The 20,166-nt window shown below is 72.6% G+C and carries 17 protein-coding genes and 1 tRNA gene; 16 read left to right on the plus strand and 2 right to left on the minus strand.

Annotated features, from left to right (window positions below):
* Positions 1-279: 279 nt before the first annotated feature.
* On the minus strand, positions 280-1,620 hold the full coding sequence (gene murA / locus ACFYP3_RS10385) for a UDP-N-acetylglucosamine 1-carboxyvinyltransferase (protein ID WP_319721912.1): 1,341 nt from the start codon (positions 1,618-1,620) through the stop codon (positions 280-282).
* A gap of 265 nt (positions 1,621-1,885) precedes the next feature.
* Here murA and ACFYP3_RS10390 point away from each other — a divergent pair, with 265 nt between their 5' ends.
* From ACFYP3_RS10390 to ACFYP3_RS10450, 13 genes are all read left to right on the plus strand, one after another.
* A complete protein-coding gene (locus ACFYP3_RS10390; RefSeq protein WP_388829800.1) occupies positions 1,886-2,446 on the plus strand; it encodes a YqgE/AlgH family protein in 561 nt (186 codons plus the stop codon).
* A gap of 28 nt (positions 2,447-2,474) precedes the next feature.
* On the plus strand, positions 2,475-2,759 hold the full coding sequence (locus tag ACFYP3_RS10395; RefSeq protein ID WP_030010729.1) for a DUF3039 domain-containing protein: 285 nt from the start codon (positions 2,475-2,477) through the stop codon (positions 2,757-2,759).
* Positions 2,760-2,925: 166 nt separating this feature from the next.
* The gene (locus tag ACFYP3_RS10400; protein ID WP_388829804.1) at positions 2,926-4,584 is read left to right on the plus strand and encodes a beta-N-acetylhexosaminidase; all 1,659 of its coding nucleotides are present in this window, start codon (positions 2,926-2,928) and stop codon (positions 4,582-4,584) included.
* A 361-nt stretch (positions 4,585-4,945) separates the two neighbouring features.
* Complete coding sequence (locus ACFYP3_RS10405) at positions 4,946-5,863, plus strand: FAD binding domain-containing protein (protein ID WP_388829807.1); 918 nt, start codon at positions 4,946-4,948, stop codon at positions 5,861-5,863.
* Positions 5,860-8,037, plus strand: a complete 2,178-nt coding sequence (locus ACFYP3_RS10410; RefSeq protein WP_388829809.1) for a 2Fe-2S iron-sulfur cluster-binding protein — start codon at positions 5,860-5,862, stop codon at positions 8,035-8,037. Before ACFYP3_RS10405 ends, ACFYP3_RS10410 begins: the two co-directional genes overlap by 4 nt.
* Before the next feature lie 44 nt (positions 8,038-8,081).
* Positions 8,082-10,379, plus strand: a complete 2,298-nt coding sequence (locus tag ACFYP3_RS10415; RefSeq protein WP_388830230.1) for a xanthine dehydrogenase family protein molybdopterin-binding subunit — start codon at positions 8,082-8,084, stop codon at positions 10,377-10,379.
* 159 nt (positions 10,380-10,538) lie between these two features.
* Entirely contained in the window at positions 10,539-11,063 is a 525-nt protein-coding gene (locus ACFYP3_RS10420; RefSeq protein WP_388829811.1) for a hypothetical protein, read from the plus strand.
* A gap of 38 nt (positions 11,064-11,101) precedes the next feature.
* Positions 11,102-12,526, plus strand: coding sequence for a WXG100 family type VII secretion target (locus ACFYP3_RS10425; RefSeq protein ID WP_388829813.1), 1,425 nt, complete (start codon positions 11,102-11,104; stop codon positions 12,524-12,526).
* Between the two features lie 21 nt (positions 12,527-12,547).
* On the plus strand, positions 12,548-13,711 hold the full coding sequence (gene mycP, locus ACFYP3_RS10430; protein WP_388829816.1) for a type VII secretion-associated serine protease mycosin: 1,164 nt from the start codon (positions 12,548-12,550) through the stop codon (positions 13,709-13,711).
* Between the two features lie 53 nt (positions 13,712-13,764).
* Positions 13,765-14,199 carry a hypothetical protein gene (locus ACFYP3_RS10435; RefSeq protein ID WP_388829819.1) on the plus strand — a complete coding sequence of 145 codons (435 nt, stop codon included), beginning with the start codon at positions 13,765-13,767 and terminating at the stop codon, positions 14,197-14,199.
* Positions 14,200-14,227: 28 nt separating this feature from the next.
* Positions 14,228-16,513: a hypothetical protein gene (locus tag ACFYP3_RS10440; RefSeq protein WP_388829822.1), complete on the plus strand. Its 2,286-nt coding sequence runs from the start codon at positions 14,228-14,230 to the stop codon at positions 16,511-16,513.
* Positions 16,514-16,557: 44 nt separating this feature from the next.
* Entirely contained in the window at positions 16,558-17,178 is a 621-nt protein-coding gene (locus tag ACFYP3_RS10445) for a hypothetical protein (RefSeq protein WP_388829825.1), read from the plus strand.
* 382 nt (positions 17,179-17,560) lie between these two features.
* Positions 17,561-17,737 (plus strand): hypothetical protein, encoded by a 177-nt coding sequence (locus tag ACFYP3_RS10450; protein WP_388829828.1) that lies wholly within the window; start codon positions 17,561-17,563, stop codon positions 17,735-17,737.
* 57 nt (positions 17,738-17,794) lie between these two features.
* Here ACFYP3_RS10450 and ACFYP3_RS10455 read toward each other — a convergent pair.
* A tRNA-Cys gene (locus ACFYP3_RS10455) sits at positions 17,795-17,866 on the minus strand.
* Positions 17,867-18,047: 181 nt separating this feature from the next.
* Between ACFYP3_RS10455 and ACFYP3_RS10460 the strand changes: the two genes are divergently transcribed.
* Genes ACFYP3_RS10460 through ACFYP3_RS10470 form a run of 3 tightly spaced genes read left to right on the plus strand, consistent with a single transcriptional unit; the run spans position 18,048 to position 20,127 of the window.
* Positions 18,048-19,502: an MFS transporter gene (locus tag ACFYP3_RS10460; protein WP_388829831.1), complete on the plus strand. Its 1,455-nt coding sequence runs from the start codon at positions 18,048-18,050 to the stop codon at positions 19,500-19,502.
* A gap of 43 nt (positions 19,503-19,545) precedes the next feature.
* Positions 19,546-19,743, plus strand: a complete 198-nt coding sequence (locus tag ACFYP3_RS10465) for an Arc family DNA-binding protein (protein ID WP_388830233.1) — start codon at positions 19,546-19,548, stop codon at positions 19,741-19,743.
* Complete coding sequence (locus tag ACFYP3_RS10470) at positions 19,744-20,127, plus strand: type II toxin-antitoxin system death-on-curing family toxin (protein ID WP_388829834.1); 384 nt, start codon at positions 19,744-19,746, stop codon at positions 20,125-20,127. It abuts the gene before it with no gap.
* Positions 20,128-20,166: the final 39 nt, after the last annotated feature.

Consider the following 20,166-nt stretch of genomic DNA (forward strand, 5'->3'; position numbering starts at 1 on the left):
GGGACGCGGACGGTACGCGGCGGTACGGGCGACGGGCGGCATGCGGCACGCGGGTGGGCGGGTTGGGCGCGGGGCCCGGGGGAGCCGCGCCGGACCCGGTCCGACCCCGGGGGGTCCGGGGCGGCCCGGCAGGCCCTGTGAGGGCCCGTCAGGGCCCTTGGCGGGCCGCCCCGCCAGACCCGCGGCGTGCCCCGCCCGGCCGCGGGGGCCACGAGCAAGCCCCCCGGCCCTGTGCGGGGGCCGGGGGGCTTGCTGCGTGCGCGAGGCGCGCGGTGCGGATCAGACGAGGTCGCCGCCGGGCAGCTCGACCTTCGCGCCGAGCTCCACGAGCTTCTCCATGAAGTTCTCGTAGCCGCGGTTGATCAGGTCGATGCCGTGCACGCGCGAGGTGCCCTCGGCGGCCAGCGCCGCGATCAGGTACGAGAACCCGCCGCGCAGGTCGGGGATGACCAGGTCGGCGCCCTGCAGCTTGGTCGGGCCGGAGACGACCGCCGAGTGCAGGAAGTTGCGCTGGCCGAAGCGGCAGGCCGAGCCGCCCAGGCACTCGCGGTACAGCTGGATGTGAGCACCCATCTGGTTGAGCGCCGAGGTGAAGCCGAGCCGGGACTCGTAGACCGTCTCGTGGACGATCGACAGGCCGGACGCCTGGGTGAGGGCCACGACGAGCGGCTGCTGCCAGTCGGTCTGGAAACCGGGGTGGACGTCCGTCTCCAGCGCGATGGCGTTCAGCGGACCGCCCGGGTGCCAGAAGCGGATGCCGTCGTCGTCGATCTCGAACGCCCCGCCGACCCGGCGGAAGGTGTTCAGGAACGTCATCATCGAACGCTGCTGGGCACCGCGCACGTAGATGTTGCCGCCGGTGGCCAGGGCCGCGGAAGCCCAGGACGCGGCCTCCAGACGGTCCGGCAGCGCCTTGTGGTTGTAGCCGCCGAGCCGGTCGACACCCGTGATGCGGATGGTCCGGTCGGTGTCGAGGGAGATGATCGCGCCCATCTTCTGCAGGACGCAGATGAGGTCCTCGATCTCCGGCTCGACCGCGGCGTTGCTGAGCTCGGTGACGCCCTCGGCCAGGACGGCCGTCAACAGCACCTGCTCGGTCGAGCCGACGGACGGGTACGGGAGGCGGATCTTGCAGCCGCGCAGGCGCTGCGGGGCTTCCAGGTACTGGCCGCCTTCGCGCTTCTCGATGGTCGCGCCGAACTGGCGGAGCACGTCGAAGTGGAAGTCGATCGGCCGGCCGCCGATGTCGCAGCCGCCGAGGCCCGGGATGAAGGCGTGGCCGAGACGGTGCAGCAGGGGGCCGCAGAACAGGATCGGGATGCGCGACGAACCCGCGTGGGCGTCGATGTCGGCGACGTTGGCGCTCTCGACGTGGGTGGGGTCGAGCACCAGCTCGCCCGGCTCCTCGCCGGGGCGGACCGTCACCCCGTGCAGCTGGAGCAGCCCGCGTACGACACGGACGTCACGGATGTCGGGAACGTTGCGCAGCCGGCTGGGTTCGCTGCCGAGCAGAGCGGCGACCATGGCCTTGGGCACGAGGTTCTTCGCGCCGCGGACACGGATCTCGCCCTCAAGCGGGGTGCCGCCGTGGACAAGCAGGACATCGTCGGTGACGGTCATGAATCTCGCGTTCCGAAGAGGGGGTGGGCAGGGGGGCCAGGGAAAAGGGTAAGGGCCATCACCCCCTTGTTCGTAAGGCCGACGTGGCCGTAGGACTGTCATGAATTCGGTACAACACCCTGCGTATCCACCACATGGCGGAGCGTTGCATTCCGTCTGCTCCGTCCGTGCGCGCTCCTCACTGCTGCGGTGCGCCCTGAGCTGCGGACGATCCGATCGCTCCGCCGGGGCTCCGCAAAGCGCGAATGTGCGGGATCATGGCGGCATGACCGAGGTGTCCTCCCTCACAGGGCGGCTGCTCGTGGCCACCCCCGCCCTCGCGGACCCGAACTTCGACCGCGCGGTGGTGCTGCTGCTCGACCACGACGAGCAGGGCTCCCTCGGCGTGGTCCTCAACCGGCCCACGCCCGTCGGCGTCGGCGACGTGCTGCTCGCGTGGGCGCCCCTGGCCGGCGCGCCCGGCGTGGTCTTCCAGGGCGGGCCGGTGGCGCTGGACTCGGCCCTCGGGCTGGCGGTCATCCCGGGCGAGGAGGGCCCGCTCGGCTGGCGCCGGGTGCACGGGGCCATCGGTCTCGTCGACCTGGAGGCGCCGCCGGAGCTGCTGGCCGCGGCCCTCGGCGGCCTGCGGATCTTCGCCGGGTACTCCGGCTGGGGGCCGGGCCAGCTGGAGGAGGAGCTCGGCGAGGGCGCCTGGTACGTCGTGGAGTCGGAGCCCGGTGACGTGTCCTTCCCCGACCCCGAGCAGCTGTGGCGGGCGGTGCTGCGCCGCCAGCGCAGCGAACTCGCGATGGTCGCCACCTATCCGGACGACCCGTCGCTCAACTGACGGGCGCGGGGTTAAGTACCCTGGTTGCATGAGCACTCTTGAGCCCGAGCGCGGGACTGGCACGGGGACCCTCGTAGAGCCGACGCCGCAGGTGTCGCACGGTGACGGCGACCACGAGCGCTTCGCCCACTACGTCCAGAAGGACAAGATCATGGCGAGCGCGCTCGACGGCACCCCCGTCGTCGCGCTCTGCGGCAAGGTCTGGGTGCCGGGCCGGGACCCGAAGAAGTACCCGGTCTGCCCCATGTGCAAGGAGATCTACGAGTCCATGGGCCCCGGCGGGGACAAGGACAAGGGCGGGAAGGACAAGTAGTCCCACCCCCCTTCCTCCCTCCTTCGCGGGACCGAGGCCCCCGGCGTGCCACAGCGCGCTCGGGGGCCTTTGCCGTGCCCGTGCGGCGCGTTAGGGTCGGCGCCACGAGCACTCTGCGGAACGTGCGTTGCGCAGGGCGCAACACGCTGACGCGAAGGGCCGACGCATGGACCTGCTCCGCACGGACCTCATCCCCGCACCCCGGGTCGCCGACCTCCACCCGGACGGGCGGCGCTTCGCCTTCGGCCCCGAGCCGCTCCTCGACGCCGGGCCCGGGGCCGGGACGGTCGCGCGGTGGCTGCGGCGGGAGCTCGGCGCGGCCACCGGCTGGGAGCTGCCCGCCGCCGGGGCCGGCCGCAGCGCCCAGCTGCGGCTGCGCGTCGACCCCGAGGCCGTCGGGGAGCCCGGGCCGGAGGCGTACCGCATCGACGTCGGCCCGGACGGCGCCGCACTGACGGGGGCGACGGCCGCCGGGCTGTTCTGGGCCGCCCAGACACTGCGTCAGCTCCTCGGCCCCGACGCCTACCGCAAAGCACCGCCGATCGGGCCGGCGCGGGTGTGGAGCCTGCCGCACGGGACGGTCGTGGACGGCCCGCGGTTCGGCTGGCGCGGGATGCTGCTGGACGTGGCCCGGCACTTCACGCCCAAGGAGGGGGTGCTGCGGTACGTCGACCTGCTCGCCGCCCACAAGCTCAACGTGCTGCACCTGCACCTGACGGACGACCAGGGCTGGCGGGTCGAGATCAAGCGGTACCCGCGCCTCACCGAGGTCGGCGGGTGGCGGGCGCGCAGCCGGTGGGGGCACCGGGCGTCGCCGCTGTGGAACGAGACCCCGCACGGCGGCTTCTACACGCAGGACGACATCCGCGAGATCGTCGCGTACGCCGCCGAGCGGCACGTACGGGTGGTCCCGGAGATCGACGTGCCGGGGCATTCGCAGGCCGCGATCGCCGCGTACCCGGAGCTCGGCAACACCGACGTGGTCGACACGGCGGCGCTGCGGGTGTGGGACGACTGGGGGATCAGCGAGCACGTGCTCGCGCCGACCGAGGCCGTGCTGCGGTTCTACGAGGGGGTCTTCGAGGAACTGCTGGAACTGTTCCCGGCGGAGGTCTCGCCCTTCGTGCACGTGGGCGGCGACGAGTGCCCGAAGGCGCAGTGGAAGGCCTCCGGCACCGCGCAGGAGCGGATCCGCGAGCTGGGGGTGGACGGGGAGGACGGCCTGCAGTCCTGGTTCGTCCGGCACTTCGACGGCTGGCTCGCGGAGCGCGGGCGACGGCTGATCGGGTGGGACGAGATCCTGGAGGGCGGCCTCGCGCCGGGGGCGGCCGTGTCCTCGTGGCGCGGCTACGCGGGCGGCATCGCCGCAGCCGAGGCCGGGCACGACGTGGTCATGTGCCCCGAGCAGCAGGTGTACCTGGACCACCGTCAGGCGGGCGGCGGGGACGAGCCGATGCCCATCGGGTACGTGCGCACGCTGGAGGACGTGTACCGCTTCGAACCGGTGCCGCCGAAGCTGTCGGCGCGGGCGGCCGCGCACGTGCTGGGCGCGCAGGCCAACGTGTGGACCGAGGTGACGGAGAACCAGGACCGCGTCGACTACCAGGCGTTCCCGCGGCTGGCTGCCTTCGCGGAGGTGGTGTGGTCGCGGCTGCCGGAGCCGGCGGAGCGGGACTACCCGGACTTCGAGGCGCGGATGGCGGCGCACTACGCGCGACTGGACGTGCTCGGGGTCGGTTACCGGCCACCGGGCGGCCCGTTGCCGTGGCAGCGGCGGCCCGGGGTGCGGGGACGCCCGATCGAGGGCGCGCCCCCGAACGTGTGACACGGGCGCCGGGCGGCGGACCTGAACGGAATGGGAACGGGTCCGGAACTCTGGCTGGATTTCCCGCTATACGGGGAAAACCGGACGTTCTGGGAGGAGCTCCGGCGAAGGCGGCACCGCGGGCGTACGGGACGTCGGGCACCGGCCGGGCCCGGGCCCGGTCCGGCGCGGGCCGCGGGGCGTGCGGCAGCCGGGCACGGGGGCGCACGGGGGGTCGCACGGGGGCGGTGGCACGGGGTGGACCCTCGCGCGGGGCGGGCCGGAAGATGTGCCAGAGTTGCCACGTCCCGGCGGTGAGCACGTACCGTACGGCGGACAGGCGTGAGCGCCGGGACCGGGACATCGGGAAGGGGCAGCTGGGTTGACCACGCACGCACCGCACGCACTGCACGCACCGGATTCACCTCAGGGTCCCCAGGGGCCCCAGGTGGCGCAGTCCGTGACACTGCCGGCCTCGCTCGACGAGGCCGTGGCGGCGCTCACCGCCATGCCCGCGGCCGTGCCCGTCGCGGGCGGCACCGACCTCATGGCCGCCGTCAACGCCGGGCTGCTGCGGCCCGCCGCTCTGGTGGGCCTGGGCCGGATCAACGAGATCCGGGGCTGGCAGTACCAGGACGGCCACGCGCTGCTCGGCGCGGGCCTCACGCACGCGCGGATGGGACGGCCGGATTTCGCCGCTCTGATCCCGGCGCTGGCCGCCGCCGCGCGCGCCGCCGGGCCCCCGCAGATCCGCAACGCGGGCACCCTCGGCGGGAACATCGCCACCGCCGCGCCCACGGGTGACGCACTGCCCGTGCTGGCCGCGCTGGAGGCCGTCCTCGTCATCGTCGGCCCGGGCGGGCAGCGGGAGATCCCGGTGTCGTACCTGCTGGCCGGCCGCGAGATGCTGCGGCCGGGCGAGCTGATCGGTTTCGTCCGGGTGCCGCTGCTGCACGCGCCGCAGGTCTTCCTGAAGGCCACGGGGCGTACCGGGCCGGGGCGGGCGGTGGCGTCCGTGGGTCTCGTACTGGATCCCGCGCGCCGGGGTGTGCGCTGTGCGATCGGTGCGGTGGCCCCGATGCCGCTGCGGCCGCTGGAGGCCGAGCAGTGGGTGGCCTCGTTGATCGACTGGGACGGCGAGCGGAGCCTGGCCCCCGAGGCCCTGGAGGCCTTCGGCGAATACGTCGCGGCCGCCTGTGTGCCCGACCAGGGGGAGCCGGTGGCTCCCGGTGTACTGCATCTGCGGCGGACGGTGGCCGTGCTGGCACGCAGGGCCCTGGGGAGGGCACTGACCTCATGAGCGAGAACGAGAACGAGAACGCGAACGTGACCCAGGGGAACGGCACGGCGGGCTGGGGCTGGGAACCGGTCCCGCAGGGCGGCGAGTACGACTCGGACGCCACGGCCTTCGTGAAACTGCCGCAGGACATGCTGGACGCGCTCGGCACCGGGGAGCCCCTCGCGGCGCCCGGGCACGGCTACGTGCCGCCGCCGATGATCGTGCCGCTCGGCTCGGCCACCACCGACCCGGCGGCCACCGGTACGTGGACGATCCCGGTGCAGTGGCCGGAGGCGGGAGGTTCGGCTCCGGCCGGGCCGGCGCCCGCGGCCGGCTCGGGTCCGGGGGCCGGGTCCGGGTCGATGGGCGGGTCCGGGTCGGTGGGCGGGCCGATCCCCGCGTCGATCCCGATCCCGGCGTCGGTCGCGGCGGCCTTCGCCGAGGCGGAGCCGGAGCAGCAGGCGGATCCGGGTGCGACGGCGGAGTGGCGCTTCCCCGAGGCGGCGCAGGAGCCCGAGACCGCGGCCTCGACGACCGGCCAGTGGGCCGTCCCCGAGTTCTCCGAATTCCCGGGACAGCAGAACGACTTCCGCCAGGGCGGACTGGACGCCGACTGGAGCCAGGCCCCGGCGACGCTGCCGGGCGGCGCCCCGGCGCCCTGGGCGTACCTGACGCAGCAGCCGGCCGCGGACCCGGACGGGCACCTGGACGGGAGCCTGGACGCGGGCGTCCTGCCGGGCACGGACGAGGCCGCGGCCTCGGTCGCCACCGCGACGCCGCACGGCGCCGGGCGGCTGCTCGGCGGGCCCGGGGTGGGCGCCGCCGGGCGCGGGCCGCGCGTGCTGGGCGGCCCGGGCGTGGGCACCCCGCTCCCGGAGGGCGAGCCGGTGCACCCGGCCCCGCACGACATCGACGCCGCCCACGGCCCGGCGGCGGAGCACTCCGAGGGCTCCCGGACCGCGGAACACGCCGAACACGTCGGGTACGCCGAACACGTCGGGTACGCCGGGCACACGGCTCCCGTGGAACCGGGCGAGCACACCGGGCACGGCGGGCCGACGCCGCACGCGGGCACCGACGGGCGCGGTTTCACCGCCTTCGGCGAAGCGCCGGAGCCGGGCGGGGCCGCCGAACCCGCGGCCGCGCCGGCGGTGGCCGCCGGCGGCCTGGACCTCTTCGGCGGAGTACGGGCCGAAGCGCCGGCGGGGGCCGGGCCCGCGCAGTCCGCCGAGCCGGCGCAGCCCGGGGGCACCGACGGGCACGGCTTCGCGGCCTTCGGCCATGCGTCGCCGCCGGAGCCCGAGCCGGCGCCGGAGCCCGAGGCCGAGGCTGTCGCGCCCGAGGCCGTCGCGCACGAGGCCGTGCCCGGGGCGGAGCCCGGCCTGCCGGAGTCCGGCGCCGCGGCCGCCGACCCCGGGTCCCGGGACGAGCCGGCCGCGCCGCAGACACCGGCCGACCACACGCCGGGTGCGGACACCGCCGACAGCGGCGTGGCACTCCCGGACGCGGGGACCGCCCAGGGGATCCCGGGCGAGGTGCCGACGTACGAAGAAGGAACGGCCGACGAGGCCGTCGCCCATCACGAACACCCGCAGGCCTCGTACGTGCTGCGCGTCAACGGCGCCGACCGGCCCGTCACCGGCGCCTGGATCGGCGAGTCCCTGCTGTACGTGCTGCGCGAGCGCCTCGGCCTCGCCGGCGCCAAGGACGGCTGCTCGCAGGGCGAGTGCGGCGCCTGCGCCGTGCAGGTCGACGGCCGGCTGGTCGCCTCCTGCCTGGTCCCGGCCGCGACGGCCGCCGGCAGCGAGGTGCGTACCGTCGAGGGGCTCGCGACCAACGGGGAACTCTCGGACGTGCAGCAGGCGTTGTGCAGGTCGGGTGCGGTGCAGTGCGGGTTCTGCGTGCCCGGCATGGCCATGACCATCCACGACCTGCTGGAGGGCAATCACGCCCCCAGCGAGCTGGAGACCCGTCAGGCGCTGTGCGGCAACCTCTGCCGCTGCTCCGGCTACGCGGGGGTCGTCGACGCCGTGCGCGAGGTCGTGGCCGAGCGCGAGGCGGCCGCGGCGGACCCCACGGGCCAGGGCCAGACCCCGGCGGCGGCGGGCCAGGCTCCGGGCCAGGCTCCGGAAGCGCGCATCCCGCACCAGGCAGCGCCCGGCGAGGGCGGCATCCACCACGGAGGCACGGCGTGAGCGGGCAGGACGCGGCGACCGCGACGACAACGGTGAACACCACGGTGACGGCCCTGGCCGCCCCGTCGGCGGAGGCCTCGGAGCAGCAGGTGCCGCGCGGCATCGGCGCGTCCGTGCCCGCCACCGACGCCCGCGCCAAGACCGAGGGCACCTTCCCCTACGCCGCCGACCTGTGGGCCGAGGGCCTCCTGTGGGCCGCCGTGCTGCGCTCCCCGCACGCCCACGCCCGGATCCTCTCCATCGACACCACGGCCGCCGCCGAGATGCCCGGCGTGCGCGCCGTCGTTACCCACGCCGACGTGCCCGGCGCCACGACGCACGGCCGCCGCATCGCCGACCGGCCCGTGTTCGCCCACGACGTCGTACGCCACCACGGCGAGCCCATCGCCGCCGTCGCCGCCGACCACCCGGACACCGCGCGGCTCGCCGCGGCGGCCATCGCCGTCGAGTACGAGCTGCTCGACCCGGTCACCGACCCCGAGCAGTCGTTCGGCGCGCCCCCCCTGCACCCCGACGGCAACCTGATCCGGCACATCCCGCTGCGCTACGGCGATCCGGAGGTGACCGGCGACGTGGTCGTCGAGGGCCTGTACCGGATCGGCCGCCAGGACCCCGCCCCCATCGGCGCCGAGGCCGGACTGGCCGTGCCGCGCCCCGACGGCGGCGTGGAGCTCTACACCGCCTCCACCGACCCGCACAGCGACCGCGCGCTGGCCGCCGCCTGCTTCGGACTGGAACCCGACCGCGTACGGGTGGTCGTCACGGGGGTGCCGGGCGCCACGGCGGACCGCGAGGACGCCGCCTTCCAGCTCCCGCTCGGCTTGCTCGCCCTGCGCACGGGCTGCCCCGTGAAACTGGCCGCCACCCGCGAGGAGTCCTTCCTCGGCCACACGCACCGACACCCGACCCTGCTGCGCTACCGCCACCACGCGGACGCGGAGGGCCGCCTGGTCAAGGTCGAGGCGCAGATCCTGATGGACGCCGGCGCGTACGCCGACGCCTCCGCGGAATCCCTGGCGGCGGCGGTGGCCTTCGCCTGCGGCCCGTACGTCGTCCCGCACGCCTTCGTGGAGGGCTGGGCGGTCCGCACCAACAACCCGCCCTCCGGCCACGTCCGCGGCGAGGGCGCCATGCAGGTGTGCGCGGCGTACGAGGGCCAGATGGACAAGCTCGCGGCCGCGCTCGGCATGGACGGCGCGGAGCTGCGCATGCGCAACGTCCTGGCGACGGGAGACCTCCTCCCCACCGGCCAGACGGTGACCTGCCCGGCCCCGGTGGCGGAACTGCTGCGCGCGGTCCGCGACTTCGAGCTGCCCGGCCTCCCGAAGGACACCCCGGAGGACGAGTGGCTGCTGCCCGGCGGCCCGGAGGGCGCGGGCGAGCCGGGCGCGGTGCGCCGCGGCGTCGGCTACGGCGTCGGCATGGTGCACATGCTCGGCGCGGAGGGCACCGACGAGGTCTCGACGGCCACCGTCAAGGTCGTGGGCGGCGTGGCCACGGTCATCTGCGCGGCGGTCGACACCGGCCAGGGCTTCGGCACGCTGGCCCGCCAGATCGTCCAGGAGGTGCTGGGCGTCGACGAGGTGGCGGTCGCCCCCGTGGACACCGACCAGCCGCCGGCCGGCCCGTCGGCGCACGGCCGCCACACGTGGGTGTCGGGCGGCGCGGTGGAACGCGCGGCCAAGATGGTCCGCACCCAACTCCTGCAGCCCATGGCCCACAAGCTGGGCATGTCGACGGAGCTCCTGCAGATCGCGGACGGCCGGATCACGTCGTACGACGGCGCCTTCTCGATGAGCGTCACCGAGGCGATGGAGGGCAAGGAACTCTGGGCGACGGCCCAGTGCCGCCCCCACCCGACGGAACCCCTGGACGGGGACGGTCAGGGCGACGCCTTCGTGGGCCTCGCCTTCTGCGCGATCCGCGCGGTGGTGGACGTGGACATCGAACTCGGTTCGGTACGGGTCGTGGAACTCGCGGTCGCCCAGGACGTCGGCCGCGTCCTCAACCCCCGCCAGCTGGAAGCCCGTATCGAAGCGGGCGTCACGCAGGGCGTCGGCGCGGCCCTGACGGAGAACCTCCGCACGGTCGCCGGACTGGTCCGCCACCCCGACCTGACGGGCTACGCGCTGCCGACGTCGCTGGACGCCCCGGCCGTGCGCATCGTCAAACTGGTCGAGGAACGCGACGTGGTGGCCCCGTTCGGCGCCAAGGCGGCGAGCGCCGTCCCGGTGGTCACGACCCCGGCGGCGATCGCCTCGGCGGTGCGGGCGGCCACGGGCCGTCCGGTCAACAGGCTCCCGATCAGGCCATCGGCTGCGGTGGCCACGTCCAACTCGTGACCGTGTGACCCACATTGCACGTGCAACCCCGGACTTGGGGCTGTCGGTGCCTGTCGCTAGAGTGATCGGTACACGTGTGCACGTGTGCGTGGACACGGGTGCGAACGGGGACGGGGAGCGGCGCCGGCGCCACTCCCACGGGGAGACGGGGAGGCCAACGTGGCAGACGACAACGGGGCAGGCGCGGTCCAAGCCGCCCTCAGTCTGGGGTTTTTGGGCCCGCTGGGCGTGGCCGCAGGTGTGGCTTACGGGGCGACGGCTGCGGCGCTGCAGATCCAGTACGACGAGTTGAAGGACTATCAGAAGCTGGTTGACGACCTTCTGAAGACGCTCAAGGAGTCCCCGGCCGATCACGGGAAGCTGGAAGACGGCACCCTGCCGGCGGGAGCTCTGGGCAAGAACTTCACTCAGGCCGAGAAGCTCTACAAGGCGTACAACACGGTCCACTCGGAGCTGAAGAACCTGTCGAAGGGGCTGGCGGTCCAGATCGAGGCTCTCGGCATCGCCATCCAGACCGCGGGCAAGGGCTACGCCGACGTCGACGAGGAGACGAAGCGGCGCATGGCCCTCCTCGCCAAGCAGGCCCATGACCAGTACGACGCGAAGCGCGACCCGTATGCGGGCAAGACGGCCGACGGCGGTCAGGCTGCGACGCCGACGAAGAAGGGCGGTGCTCTCGGATGAGCGAGTTTGAGGGCTACACGCACGCACAGCTGTACGCCATGGTCGCGGCGATGAACCCGGACAAGGCGTATGACTGCGCGAATCAGCTCACGACTGCCGCGGTCACGATCAGGAAAATCGGGGAGCTGCTCAAGAAGCACCAGGTCAAGGGCTGGGAGGGCGAAGCGGCCACCAAGTTCCAGAACTGGGTGAACCAGACGGGCAGCGCCACGCTGGTACTGGCCGACTACAGCGCCGACGGCGGCACGTACATGGCCGAGGCCGTCCAGATCATGCGCGAGGTCATGCCGACCGACTACGGCGCGGGTGACATGCCCAAGTACAACGCGACCGCGGAGGCGACCCTCAAGGAGAACCTCGCGACGTCCCGCGAGTACCACAACGACCCCGACGCGGTGAAGATGGGCCAGGAGGCCTGGTCGAAGCTGAGCGGGGACCACGCGCGGGCCGTGGACGCGATGACCAAGTTGGCCGGGGCGTACGACAAGACGGCCACCAACATGGAGAACGCGACGATCCCGACGTTCCCGCCGCCGCCGGACGTGTTCGTGCCGCCGGCTCGCGATGGCGAATACGACGTCGCGCGGTCTAGTAGCGGAACTGGCGGCGGGAACGGCTCGACGGGCTCCGGATACACCACCTCGAGCTCGTCGCACAGCACGTCCTCGGACGATCCCGGATCGGTCACCAGCCGTCCGCAGCAGCCGGACAGCACGGTTCCATCGGTGCCCGTGCCGACGACTCCGGACCACGAGGTGGACGTCGACCTCGACAACGTCGCCACGCTTCCGGACCGGACCGTGCCGCCGGTGACGACGACGCCCGGCCCGCTGCCCACGGGCCCCGTGAGCCCCACCCCCGGCCCCGTTCTCCCGCCCATGGGCTTCCCGCCTGTCAGAGGCGTGAAGACGCCCGGCCTCACCGGTCCTCCGGGCCTCGGCCCGTACCCGGGATTGGGCGGTCCCACGACTCCCCCTCCCAGAGGCAAGTCCCTCGGCATGCCGGGAATGCCCCCGCGTGACAGCGGTATCACGGGCGGCCGACAGGTGACGTCCACCGGCCCCAACTCGGGCATCCCGCGTGGCAACGTCATCGGCGAAGGCAATCACGCCGGCCGTGGCATGGGTGGCGGAATGGGTCCCGGCGGTGGCCACGGAGGCGGGCAGAACGGATTCGCGGCAGGTCGGCGACTTGCCTCGGAGCCGGGAGGCATCGTCGGAGGTAAGCCCGGTGCGGGCGCTCGCCCGATCGCGAGCGGTCAGCCGTTCACCCAGGGCGGTTCGGGCCTCGTGCGCAATGGCGCGGGTGGCGCGAGCGCGGGTGCCAGGGGGCAAGCGGGTGCCCGTGCGCAGACTCCGGGCAAGCGGCGGGACGACCAGAAGGGCGAGCGTCCCGACTACCTGGCCGAGGACGAAGAGACCTGGCAGGCCAACCGCCGTGTTGTCCCGCCCGTGGTCGACTGAGCAGAACGGACGTTGCACGGGATGCGCATGCGTAAGGCGACCTCGGCCCTGGTGGGTCTGCTGCTGGCCGGGGTCGCCGCGACCCCGGCCCACGCGGCCACTATTCGATCGCAGCAATGGCATCTCGACGCCATGAAGGCGGACGAGATCTGGAAAATCAGTACGGGGAAGGGCGTCACCGTCGCGGTAATCGACGACGGGGTCAGGGAGATTCCCGAACTGCAAGGCCAGCTCCTCCCCGGCAAGCGATTCACCCCGGACGGCGCCGACGGACCCACCGACCAGGGCGGCCATGGCACGACCATGGCCGCCTTGATCGCCGGAACGGGAAAGCACCCGAGCGGCGACGGCGGCTACGGTCTTGCTCCCGGCGCCAAGATTCTTCCCATCCTCGTTGCGGATACTGAAAGCGCGACGCCCACCTGGGTTGCGGCGATTCGGTACGCGGCAGACTCGGACGCCAAGATCATCAATATGTCCCTGGGGATGGGCGGCACGCCGGAAGATGATCTGGCGCGGGCCGACGCGGTGAAGTATGCCCTTGCGAAGGGAAAGCTGATCTTCGCCGCTGTCGGTAACACTGGCGATTCGACGAACCGGATTGAGTACCCGGGTGCGACCCCTGGGGTGGTCGGCGTGGGCGCGGTAGACACCGGTGGTGAGCCGACCAAGGAATCGCAGCACGGTCCCCAAGTAGAGCTGGCCGCACCTGGCATGGACATCTTTACGGCATGCTCGGGCAAGACGGGGGTCTGTAAGAACCACGGCACCAGTGACGCGACCGCCCTCGCCTCCGCCTCAGCCGCCCTTCTCTGGTCCGCGCACCCCGACTGGACCAACAACCAAGTCCTCCGTGTTCTGTTGAACAACGCCGGCAAGCCCGTCGACGGCTCCGGGCGCAACGACTACGTCGGCTACGGCGTGGTCCGGCCCAGTGTCGCGCTGAAGAATCCCGGCGACCCCGGTCCCGCCGACGTGTACCCGCTGCCCGACCTGGCGGCGGCCGCAGCCGCGGGTAAGTCCGCCGCGCCCTCCGCGCCCGCCGAGGGCAAGGCGCCCGCCGCCGCGTCGAAGGCCGAGGAGAAGAAGAGCGGCAGCTCGCTGCCCTGGATCGCGCTCGGTCTGGGAGCCTGCGTGCTCATCGGTGGCGCCGTGACCGTGGTCGTCGTACGCCGCAACCGCTGAGCTCTGAAGCAACCTGACCCTGATCTACCGGCTCTGACTCGGGAGTTCGCTCGATGTCGTTCGACAAGGAATGGTCGGCGGCTCGTGCCACCGCCACCGCCAACGTGTCCATGCGGCTCAACCAGGTGCCCGCCGATCCAGGCGGTGGCGGTGGTGGCGGTGGTGGTGGTGACCTGGAGCTCAACCAGGACCACATCGGTGCCGTCGGCTCCGACGCGTACAAGCTGCACAACCGTCTCCAGACGGACGGCAAGCACGCCGCCACCGCCACCACCGAGGCCGCCGGGGCCCTCACCAAAGAGGGCTTCGCGAGCGGGGCGGCGCTGCTCAAGGCCCACGGCCTCTGGGAGGGCCAGGTCAAGACGCTCGTGGCCGCCTGCGCCACCATCTCCAACGGCCTGAACTACTCGCTCGCCTCCCACGCCAAGGACGAGCAGCAGCTCCACGCAGACTTCACGGCGTCCGCGATCGACAAATTCCTGAAGTAGAAGAAGCAGAAGGGGACGGGGCGCCTGCATGCTGACGTACGAGAACGTGATGAGCACACCGCTGGACAAGCTCCAGACGGCGGTCACCGACTGGACCGCGATGGCCGGCAAGCTGGACGAGATGGCCGAGGCCGCGCGTACGGGCATGAAGGCGAAGGCCGACAAGGCCGACTGGAGCGGGGTCACCGCCGGGGTGGCGCGGGGGTTCGTCGACAAGACGGCCAAGGAGTTCGAGGACGCGGCCAAGGCCGCCAAGGGCATGCACCGGGTCCTCGCCGACGCGCACGCGACCTTCAAGGCCGCCCAGGACGAACTGAAGAAGCTCGCCGCCGAGGCCCCCGCGGCCGGTTTCCGGATCGACGCCACCGGGCGGGTCTCGGCGATCCCGCTGCCCACCGAGGCGGAGCGGAACGCGGCCCGCCACGACCCCGACTACCAGCAGACCCTGAACACGAACCGCAACGCCTGGCAGTCCCGCGTCAACCGCGCGGTGGAGGACGCCCAGGACGCCGACGACTCCCTGGTCCGCGCCCTCCAGGCGAACGTCACCGACGAACACGACTTCAGCGGGCCGACGTTCGAGACCCTCGACGCCGAACAGGCGGCCCGGGCCGCCGACCTGCTGAAGAGGGTCACCGGCGAGGGTGGCACGGCGCGCAACGTCGAGGCGCTGCGCGAGCTGGAGGAACTGCTCGACGACAACCGCGAGGACCCCGAGTTCTCGACGGGCTTCTACCGGACGCTCGGCGCCGAGGGCACCCTGGACATGTACTCCAAGCTCTCCCTCGACGCGACGAGCCTCGGGGCGCCGGGCAAGGACCGCGCGCTGATGGTCGCGAACATCCAGAGCGACATGGGCGCCATGCTCGGCCTCGCCACGCACAAGGACGTCCCCCACCACCTCGACGCCGCCTGGACGACCCAACTGATGAAGGCGGGCCGCAAGGAGATGGACGTCTTCGGCGGCGTCCGGCAGATCTACGGCTACCAGGCTCTCGGCGCGCTGCTTCGTGAGGGCCGGTACGACACGGAGTTCCTGACGTCGGTCGGCCGGGACATGGTCGCCATGGACCGCAAGGATCCGAACGCGTGGGAGTTCCACACCCCGTACGGCATGGAGTCGGTGCTCAGCCAGGGCGGGGACGGTCGCGGGTTCTACCCGCTGACCGGACTCATGGAGGCACTGGGCAACAACCCGGACGCGGCGACGGCCTTCTTCAACGAGCCGGTCCGCGAGGACAGCAACAAGGACGGCATCGTCACGAAGGACGACAAGCCGGTCGGCGGCCAGCACGGCAAGGACCGAGGCATGGTCGACTACATGCTCGACAAGAAGCCGTACATGGACAGCTTCGACATCACGCGGACCGGCGAACTCCACCCGGCGCAGCAGGCGCTCGGCGACGCCCTCATGGCGGCGGTCTCCCACCGGAGCCCGGGCGACGAGGACTCCCCGCCCGTCGCCCACACCAAGGAGATGGCGGCCGTCATGGAACGCGTCGTCGAGAAGATCGGCGGTGACCCGGACCTCGTCGTCAAGGCGCCCGACAGCGAGACCGACGCTTCGCTGGCGGCCCTGTCCGGGCACTTCGGCCAGATGGCCGCCGAGTACATTCCCGACTTGCAGGCCTCCGCCGAGAACGGCGGCGGTCAGATCAAGGTGTCCGGTGAGATGGCCGAGTTCAACAAGTCGGACATGGCCCGCTTCCTGGGCGCCGTGGGCCAGGATCCGGAGGCCTACGGCGCGATCACCAATGCCAACCAGGCCTTCACCGGGGTCCTCGTCAGCGACCTCATCGTGCATCGCGGCGACAACGGGCTCGTGGACGCGGCGATCGGCAACGCCGTCCATCCGGGCGGCGAGATCGCCGGAATGCTCACGGAGGCCAGAGCCCAGAACATGCACTCCGAAGCCGCCCACAAGGCGGAGGAGTACGTCAAGGGCGTCGAGGACAACGCCAAGTGGATCAACCGCGGCATCACCGCGGCCGGCGGCAAATACCTCGAGCTGGTGCCGCTGGCCGGCGACATCGTCGAGTGGGTGCAGGAGGACGTCACCGAGCACTTCGTCGACGAGGCCAAGAAGGACGGCCAGAAGCTGACGGGTGACATGGAGAACGACGTGTCCAGGATGTACGCCGACGCCCAGACGAGGGCGAGTGATGCCGCGAGAAGCGCTGTGATCAACGCGGCGACCGGGACGGGTATGTCGCGGACGGACGTCGACGTACTGGCCGGAGCCGCCTCCCGGGAGACCACCAACGGCCATTCGGCCGGACGCGACCAGGTGGCATCGGCGGCCGGGACGTCGTGAACGGCGCGGCAGCCCGACACATCGGAGCGGAGAAGGGGCGACGAATGGCTTGGACGAGGACACGGGCGATGCGGCTCTCGGGGCTCGTGGCGGGTGCGCTCCTGCTCGCGGGATGCGGCTCCGACACCGAGGCGAAGCAGCCTCCCGTGAAGGACCCCGTCGCGGCGACGGGCGACGCCTGTCCCGGGCTGCTCGACGCGGCGGCCGGGGATGCGTTGCAGCGCGTGCTCCAGGCCCAGTACCTGGTGCCGGACGACGACCAGGCCGTGAGCGCGGCGGTCATGGCCAAGGCTGTGGAGGACGCACGCCCCGTACCGGTGTGTCTGGCGACCGGGCAGGTCGGATCGGGCAGCCGGGTCGGGGAGATCCGGCTGCGGCCGGGCCCCCAGGGGGAGCGGGGCACGGGCGTGCGCGTGATGAGCAGGGAGAACGCGCGGGCGATCGCCTTCGACTGCCAGAGCTCCCGGGTCGGGACCGTGGGGACCCTGAGAGTCACCGCCACCTTCGAGAACCAGTGGGAACAGGGCACCTGGAAGGCGGAGCTGGGGAACGACTACCTGGTCATCGCACACTCCGCCGCCCGCGCCCTGGCCAAGGAGCTGGGCTGCCGGGACGGCGGTGATCTGCCCGAGCAGGCTTCGGGGCTGCCTGCCGCGGCGGCGTGATCGGCATGAGTGCCACGTCCCGTACGCGCGCCACGCCGGCGGTGGTGGCGGCTGCCCTCGCAGTCGGCGTCGCCCTGCTTTCCGGCTGCGCGGAGGCGGAGAAGCCGTCGGCTGCCTCGAAGGTGCGGCCCGAGACGTGCTTCGGGGTCTTCACGCCGGACGAGTTGGCGCCCCTGCTGGGCAGGGGAGACGAGGTCACGGTCGACTCCCCCTACGAGCTCGAACTGAACGCCCGACGCCGCGGGGTGACCTGCAACATCTACGTCGACGGCAAGAGTGGACTGCTCGCCACCGCGACCTGGCAGCCTCTCGGGCGCGGCTTCCAGCCGCTACCGGAGACGGCGAAGGCCGATTCGATTCCCGCCGTGGAGAACGGCAAGGTGTGGGACGCGGGGGCCGTCGCCGGGATCTCCTGCAAGAGGGCAAGGACTCCTTCGAGCTGGCCCTGGGGCTGTCCGGGAGCGTCGACGGCAAGGCCGAGGAGACGCGCCGGTTGCTCGCCGAGCTGATGAAGAAGTACGTCGACCGGGCGAAGCAGCAGAACCAGTGCGCCGGCTAGAGCCGGAAAAGGCGAAAGCCGCTCGGGGGTGCGCCTGCCCCCGAGCGGCTCGCCGCGAAGCCGTGACCGGAATCGAACCGGCGTAACTCGCTTTGCAGGCGAGTCCCTCAACCACTCGGGCACACGGCTGTGAGGTGGTGATGTGCACGACCGTACGGGGGCCGCGGGGGAGCGGGAAGGGTTCCGGGGCGGCCGCAACACGACTGCCATGCCGCGTTCACAGTGACCCGGCGGCCTAGGTCTCCGGGAGGAGGCGGGATCCGTCGAATAGACAGGGTCGAGATGGGGCTACGCACCTTACGCTGGGGCGATGAGTGCCCTTGAGCCCCGCGTGCCCCAGCGAACCGTACCGATCCCGCCCCTGCCACAGGGCGGGGTCCTCGGGCCCGCGTACCGGACGCTCAGCATCGGCATCATCTCCGTCGTCTTCCTGATCGCCTTCGAGGCCACCGCCGTGGGGACGGCCATGCCCGTCGCCGCGCGCGAGCTGGAGGGGATCGCGCTCTACGCCTTCGCCTTCTCCGCCTACTTCACGACCAGCCTCTTCGGCATGGTCCTGTCCGGGCAGTGGGCCGACCGGCAGGGACCGCTGCGGCCGCTGACCATCGGCATCGCCTCGTTCGCCTCCGGGCTCGTGGTGTCCGGTACCGCCGGGGCCATGTGGGTGTTCGTGCTCGGCCGTGCCGTGCAGGGCTTCGGCGGCGGGCTGGTCATCGTCGCCCTGTACGTGGTGGTCAGCCGGGCCTACGAGGAGCGGCTGCGGCCCGCCATCATGGCCGCCTTCGCCGCGAGCTGGGTGGTCCCCTCGATCGTCGGGCCGCTGGCCTCGGGGACGGTCACCGAGCACCTCGGCTGGCGGTGGGTGTTCCTCGGGATACCGGCCCTCGTCGTCGTGCCGCTGGCGGTGGCCCTGCCGGCGATACGCCGGACCGCGTCCGGGCCCGTCGACCCGGACGCGCCGCCCGTGGCCTTCGACCGGCGGCGGATCCGGCTGGCCCTCGGGATCTCGCTGGGCGCGGGGCTGCTCCAGTACGCCGCCCAGGACCTGCGGTGGCTGTCGCTGCTGCCGGGCCTCGCCGGCGCGGCGCTGCTCGTGCCCGCCGTGCTCGGGCTGCTGCCGCGCGGGACGTACCTGGCGCGGCGCGGACTGCCGTCCGTGGTGCTGCTGCGCGGGGTGGCCGCGGGATCGTTCATCGCGGCGGAGAGCTTCGTACCGCTGATGCTGGTGACGCAGCGGGGGCTGAGCCCGACCCTGGCCGGGTTCTCGCTCGCGCTGGGCGGCGTGACCTGGGCGGGCGGCTCGTGGGTGCAGTCGAAGGGGCGGATGGACCCGTACCGGGAGCGGCTGATGGTGGCCGGCATGGTCATGGTGGCCCTGGCCATCGCGGCGGCGCCCGCCGTGCTCATCGAGTCCGTGCCGGTGTGGACGCTGGCGCTGGCCTGGGCGGTCGGCTGCCTGGGCATGGGGCTGGTGATCGGCTCCACGAGCGTGCTGCTGCTGAAGCTGTCGGCGCCGGAGGAGGCGGGGGCGAACTCCGCCGCGCTGCAGATCTCGGACGCGCTGGCCAACGTGGTGCTGCTGGCGGGCGGCGGCGCCGCCTTCGCCGCGCTGGGCGGCGGAACCGTCGGCGCCTCCCACGCCCTGGCGGACGGGGCGTCGGCCTCGCACCCCGCCGCCTTCGTGGTGGTGTTCCTGCCGATGGCCTGCGTGGCCCTGGTGGGCGCCTGGGTCGCGACCCGCCTGGACGGCCCGCCGGGAAAGTAGTACCACAGTGGCCCCATCGGGGTGGTACCGTTTTGGTATGGCGATGAACCTGCGTCTCCGCGACGACCAGCAAGAAGCCCTGAAGCTCCGCGCCGAGGAGGAGGGCCGCAGCATGCACGCCATAGTGCTCCAGGCGATCGACCGCTACCTCGAACAGGAGGCGGACCGCGATACGGTGCGCCGACTGGGTGCGAAGTACGCGAAGAGCCACGCCGACCTGCTGCGCCGCCTGGGGGAGTAAGTGAAGTACCTGACCGTCCAGGAAGCCTTGGACCTGGCGGAGTTCGCCATGGGGGGACAGCAGGTCGCGGTACGCGATCTCGGCCTGCTCAGCTCCGCCGTGCACCGGCCGCAGTCCCAGATGTTCGGGATCGAGGCGTACACGGACCTGTTCGAGAAGGCCGGTGCGCTGCTCCAGTCCCTCGCGGTGAACCATCCGCTGGTGGACGGCAACAAGCGCATGGCCTGGATGTGCACGGTCGTGTTCCTCGACTTCAACGGGACCGAAATGGTCGACGTCGATCAGGACGAGTCGTACAAGCTGGTGATCGAGGTGGCCACCGGCACCCTGGAAGACGTGGCGCAGATCGCCCGGAGGCTGCGGGCGTTGCACGAAGCGATGTGACGCTCGCCGCACCGCGCGAGGTCACGGGCCTGTCCCTCC

This window comes from Streptomyces sp. NPDC005533 (genome assembly GCF_042871845.1).
Classification (GTDB): Bacteria; Actinomycetota; Actinomycetes; order Streptomycetales; family Streptomycetaceae; genus Streptomyces.

Bases quoted from the DNA above. Each gene is read 5' to 3' on its own strand.
- ACFYP3_RS10435 (WP_388829819.1), top strand. From the start codon at position 13,765: ATGTCGTTCGACAAGGAATGGTCGGCGGCTCGTGCCACCGCCACCGCC.
- mycP (WP_388829816.1), top strand. From the start codon at position 12,548: ATGCGCATGCGTAAGGCGACCTCGGCCCTGGTGGGTCTGCTGCTGGCC.
- murA (WP_319721912.1), bottom strand. From the start codon at position 1,620: ATGACCGTCACCGACGATGTCCTGCTTGTCCACGGCGGCACCCCGCTT.
- ACFYP3_RS10395 (WP_030010729.1), top strand. From the start codon at position 2,475: ATGAGCACTCTTGAGCCCGAGCGCGGGACTGGCACGGGGACCCTCGTA.
- ACFYP3_RS10445 (WP_388829825.1), top strand. From the start codon at position 16,558: ATGGCTTGGACGAGGACACGGGCGATGCGGCTCTCGGGGCTCGTGGCG.
- ACFYP3_RS10390 (WP_388829800.1), top strand. From the start codon at position 1,886: ATGACCGAGGTGTCCTCCCTCACAGGGCGGCTGCTCGTGGCCACCCCC.
- ACFYP3_RS10425 (WP_388829813.1), top strand. From the start codon at position 11,102: ATGGTCGCGGCGATGAACCCGGACAAGGCGTATGACTGCGCGAATCAG.
- ACFYP3_RS10410 (WP_388829809.1), top strand. From the start codon at position 5,860: ATGAGCGAGAACGAGAACGAGAACGCGAACGTGACCCAGGGGAACGGC.
- ACFYP3_RS10400 (WP_388829804.1), top strand. From the start codon at position 2,926: ATGGACCTGCTCCGCACGGACCTCATCCCCGCACCCCGGGTCGCCGAC.
- ACFYP3_RS10465 (WP_388830233.1), top strand. From the start codon at position 19,546: ATGAACCTGCGTCTCCGCGACGACCAGCAAGAAGCCCTGAAGCTCCGC.
- ACFYP3_RS10460 (WP_388829831.1), top strand. From the start codon at position 18,048: ATGAGTGCCCTTGAGCCCCGCGTGCCCCAGCGAACCGTACCGATCCCG.
- ACFYP3_RS10440 (WP_388829822.1), top strand. From the start codon at position 14,228: ATGCTGACGTACGAGAACGTGATGAGCACACCGCTGGACAAGCTCCAG.